This window comes from Kitasatospora sp. NPDC059722 (assembly GCF_042733235.1).
GTDB lineage: Bacteria > Actinomycetota > Actinomycetes > Streptomycetales > Streptomycetaceae > Kitasatospora.
This window is the reverse complement of the sequence record NZ_JBHWGD010000046.1, coordinates 1-3,958: the sequence shown is the minus strand read 5'-3', so window position 1 is coordinate 3,958 and position 3,958 is coordinate 1. Positions and strand designations below refer to the sequence as shown.

The window sequence follows — 3,958 nt, the reverse complement described above, 5'->3', positions numbered from 1 at the left end:
CGTCCCGTGCTCGTCGAGCACCAGCAGGCACCCGGCCTTGGCGGTGGTGGACGTGGCGGCGGGGGGGGGGGTGGGGCCCCACCACCCCCCACCGCCCGCCCCCTTCCCACCGGCACCAGGAGGGACGCACAGCCATGTCCGTACCCGGTACCCCGCCCCCGCCCGCCGCGCTCGCCGGCGGCGCGTGGGGCGACGCGGCGATCAAGTTCGGCAACACCTTCGGCGCGGTCGCGGGCTTCCTCGGGATCCTGCTGCTGGTCTTCCTCGCGGCGGCCCGGGCCCGGGGCCGCCTGGCCCGGCCGCTGGCCGTCGCGGTGTTCCTCGGCCCGGCCGTGCTGCTGCTCCTGGTCGGCCTGGTCGCACCGCTGCTGCGCACGGTCTACCTGAGCTTCTTCGGCGACGACAGCTCCCACTTCGTCGGCGGCGAGAACTTCGGCTGGGCGTTCACCACCGACTCCGTCCGGCACGTGCTGGTCAACACCGCGCTGTGGCTGGTGATCGCGCCGCTGGCGGCGACCGGCCTCGGTCTGGTGCTGGCGCTGCTGGTGGACCGGATGCGCGGTCAGGCGGTCTACAAGTCGCTGATCTTCATGCCGATGGCGATCTCGCTGGTCGGCGCGTCGATCATCTTCAAGTTCGTCTACGAGTCGCGCGGCCCCGGCCAGTCGCAGATCGGCCTGCTCAGCCAACTGGCTGTGGCGCTCGGCCGGCACGACCCGCCGAACTGGATGCTCGACCAGCCGCTGAACACCTTCCTGCTGATGGTGGTCATGGTCTGGGTGCAGACGGGCTTCGCGATGGTGGTGCTGTCGGCGGCGATCAAGGCGATCCCGGACGAGATCACCGAGGCGGCCCGGCTGGACGGTGCCGGCGGGCTGCGGCTGTTCTGGTACGTCACCGTGCCGATGATCCGCACGACGGTCGTGGTCGTGCTGACCACCGTCATGATCACCACGCTGAAGGCCTTCGACATCGTCCGCACCATGACGGGCGGCAACTTCGGCACCCAGGTGCTCGCGAACGAGATGTACTCGCAGTCCTTCGTGCAGTTCGACACCGGCCGGGGCAGCGCGCTCGCGGTGATCCTCTTCCTCGCGGTGCTGCCGCTGGTGGCCTACAACATCGTCCAGCTGCGGAAGGAGCGTGGGGTGCGATGAACGGTGGTTCCCGGGGCCCGGTGCGCAAGGCGTTCAGCAGTCCGCTTGCCTCGGTGTTCGTCATCGCGGTGACGGTGCTGTGGACGATCCCCACGCTGGGCCTGCTGGTGACGTCGCTGCGGCCCAAACAGGACGTCACGGCGGACGGCTGGTGGAACGCCCTCCTGCACCCGGACCTCGGCCTCGGCAACTACCACACCGTGCTGTTCGAGGGCGGTTCCGGCGTCTCGACCGGCCTGATGCCGTTCCTGGTCAACTCGCTGGCGATCAGCGTCCCGGCGACGGTCTTCCCGCTGGTGCTGGCGGCCATGGCGGCGTACGGGCTGGCGTGGGTGCGGTTCCGGGGCAGCGACGTGGTGTTCTTCGTGGTGTTCGCGCTCCAGGTGGTGCCGATCCAGATGGCGCTGATCCCGCTGCTGCGGCTGTTCTCGGGCGGCGCGCACCTGGGCTCGCTGACGCTGATCCCGGCGGTGGACCTGAAGGGCAGCTACGCGCCGGTCTGGCTGGCGCACACCATGTTCGCGCTGCCGCTGGCGGTGTTCCTGCTGCACAACTTCATCGCGCAGTTGCCGCGGGACCTGATGGAGGCGGCGGTGGTGGACGGCGCCTCGCACTTCAAGATCTTCCGGTCGATCGTGCTGCCGCTGTGCACGCCGGCGCTGGCCTCGTTCGCGATCTTCCAGTTCCTGTGGGTCTGGAACGACCTGCTGGTGGCGCTGACGTTCGCGGGCGGCACGCCGGAGGTGGCGCCGATGACCGTGCGGCTGGCGCAGTTGTCCGGGTCGTTCGGCGGGCGCTGGGAGCTGCTGACGGCGGGGGCGTTCCTGTCGATCGTCGTCCCGCTGATCGTCTTCTTCAGCCTCCAGCGGTACTTCGTCCGAGGGCTGCTGGCGGGGTCGGTGAAGGGGTAGCCGGGGAACCGGTCTGGTCGGGGGCGGGGGAGGTCGGGGGAGGCCGGGTGGTCGGGACCGGCTGGGACCAGCTGGGACCGGCCGGGGCAGGTCAGGGTGAACTGAACACGTTCAGATCAAACTTTTGAACTTGTTCAGAATGCTCTACAGTCGGCTGCGGCGGCAACGCCGAGCGCGTCTGCCGGCGGGCTGCCCGGAGGGCGGCTCCCGCCTGCCCACCGACCACTTGAGGGGGACTCATGTCCGCGCTGTCCAGCCCCGCCCCGGCCGATCCGCCGCCCGCCGGGGCCGCCTGGGGGCCGGGCCGGCCCGCCCCGAAGACGTTCTCGTGGCTGCGGCCCAGCGACCCCGACGGCAAGGCCGCCGCCACACCGCAGGTGCTCGTCGCGGCGCTGCTCACCGGTCTCCTGACGGCCTGGCTGCTGGGCGACGGCATCGGCGTCGGGCTGACGGTCTGCGGGGTCGCCGCGGCGGTCGGCGCCGGGCTCGCCGCCCGTGGGGCGGGCCGCCGGGCCCGGCCCTGGACGGTCGCCTGGAGCGCGCTCGCGCTCGCCCTGCTCGCCGTCCCGGCCCTGTGGGAGGCCGGCTGGCCGGTGGTGATCGCGGTGGTCGGCGCGCTGGCGCTGGCCTCGCTCGCGCTGCACGGCGGCCGCCGCTGGCCGGGCGTGCTGCTCGCCCTGCCGGGCGTCCTCTGGCAGGTGGGGCCGGGCGTGCGCTGGGCCGCCGACGGCCTGGCCGGGCACCGCCTGCGCAGCCGGGGCCGGATCGTCCCGGTGCTCAAGGCGCTCGCGGTCGCCGCCGTGCTCCTCGTCGTCTTCGGCTGGCTGTTCGCCGGGGCCGATGCCGCCATGGCGGACGTCCTGGACAGCCTCAGCCCGAGGATCGACCTCGACCGGCTCCCGGTGCGCGCCGTGCTGTTCGCGGTCGGGCTGCTCACCGCGCTCGGCTTCGCGCACATCGCGGCCGGCCCGCGCCGCTGGGACCGCACGGTGGTCCGGCCCGGCCGGGCCCGCGGGCGGCTGGAGTGGGCGCTGCCGCTCGTCGCGCTCGACCTGATGTTCGGCGTCTTCGCGGTCATCCAGGCCGTGGTGGTGCTCGGGGGCGCCGACGCCGTCCTGCGGAACACCGGGATGAGCCGCTCCGAGTACGCGCGGCAGGGCTTCTGGCAGCTGTCCGTCATCACGGTGCTCACGCTCGTGGTCGTCGCCGTCGCCAAGCGCTGGGCCCCGCGCACCACGCCCGCCGACCGCCGACTGGCGCGGATCCTGCTCGGCCTGCTCTGCGTGCTCGCCCTGGCCGTCGTCGCGTCGGCGCTCGGGCGGATGTGGTTCTACGTCGACGCCTCGGGCCTCACCCGGCTCCGGCTCTGGGTGCTGGTGGTGGAGATCTGGCTGGGTGGCGTGTTCGCCCTGCTCATCGCCGCCGGGTTCACCCGTTCCGCGGGCTGGCTGCCGCGCGCCGTCGTGCTCAGCGGCGCACTCGCCGCCGTGGTCTACGGGCTGATGGGGCCGGACGCGATCGTCGCCGAGCAGAACGTCGCCCGCTACGAGCGGACCGGCCGGATCGACCTGCGCAACGTCCGGGACCTCTCGCCGGACGCCGTCCCCGCCCTCGACCGGCTGCCCGGCGCCAAGCGGACGTGCGCGCTGCAGCTGATCCGCACCGACCTGGAGAACCGGGCCCGGCCCTGGTACGCCGCCAGCCTCTCCTCGGCCCGTGCCCGGGAGATCCTCGCCGCGCGGCCCCTGGCGGACGACGGCCGCGGCGGGCGGAGCGCATGCGAGCAGGCGGGGCTGAAGATCGACGCGTACTTCTGACCCGCAGGGGTTTGGGGGGCTCGGGGTCCGGGGGTTTGGGGGCCTGCGGAACGGCTGACGGGCCGGCCGGGAG

At 73.2% G+C, this 3,958-nt stretch carries 3 protein-coding genes; all 3 read left to right on the top strand.

The window, feature by feature from the left end; translation table 11 throughout:
- The first annotated feature begins 134 nt into the window (after nucleotides 1-134).
- The 3 genes from ACFV4F_RS26465 (at nucleotide 135) to ACFV4F_RS26455 (ending at nucleotide 3,885) form a co-directional block, all read left to right on the top strand.
- Nucleotides 135-1,157 (top strand): carbohydrate ABC transporter permease, encoded by a 1,023-nt coding sequence (locus ACFV4F_RS26465; RefSeq protein ID WP_380439490.1) that lies wholly within the window; start codon nucleotides 135-137, stop codon nucleotides 1,155-1,157.
- Nucleotides 1,154-2,068, top strand: a complete 915-nt coding sequence (locus tag ACFV4F_RS26460; protein ID WP_380439492.1) for a carbohydrate ABC transporter permease — start codon at nucleotides 1,154-1,156, stop codon at nucleotides 2,066-2,068. The genes ACFV4F_RS26465 and ACFV4F_RS26460 overlap by 4 nt, the downstream gene beginning before the upstream one ends.
- Nucleotides 2,069-2,307: 239 nt before the next feature.
- Nucleotides 2,308-3,885: a DUF4153 domain-containing protein gene (locus ACFV4F_RS26455; RefSeq protein ID WP_380439494.1), complete on the top strand. Its 1,578-nt coding sequence runs from the start codon at nucleotides 2,308-2,310 to the stop codon at nucleotides 3,883-3,885.
- The last annotated feature ends 73 nt before the right edge of the window (nucleotides 3,886-3,958 follow it).

What these genes read in the sequence shown, in the direction of transcription:
- ACFV4F_RS26465 (WP_380439490.1), top strand. Translation starts at nt 135, where the DNA reads ATGTCCGTACCCGGTACCCCGCCCCCGCCCGCCGCGCTCGCCGGCGGC.
- ACFV4F_RS26460 (WP_380439492.1), top strand. Translation starts at nt 1,154, where the DNA reads ATGAACGGTGGTTCCCGGGGCCCGGTGCGCAAGGCGTTCAGCAGTCCG.
- ACFV4F_RS26455 (WP_380439494.1), top strand. Translation starts at nt 2,308, where the DNA reads ATGTCCGCGCTGTCCAGCCCCGCCCCGGCCGATCCGCCGCCCGCCGGG.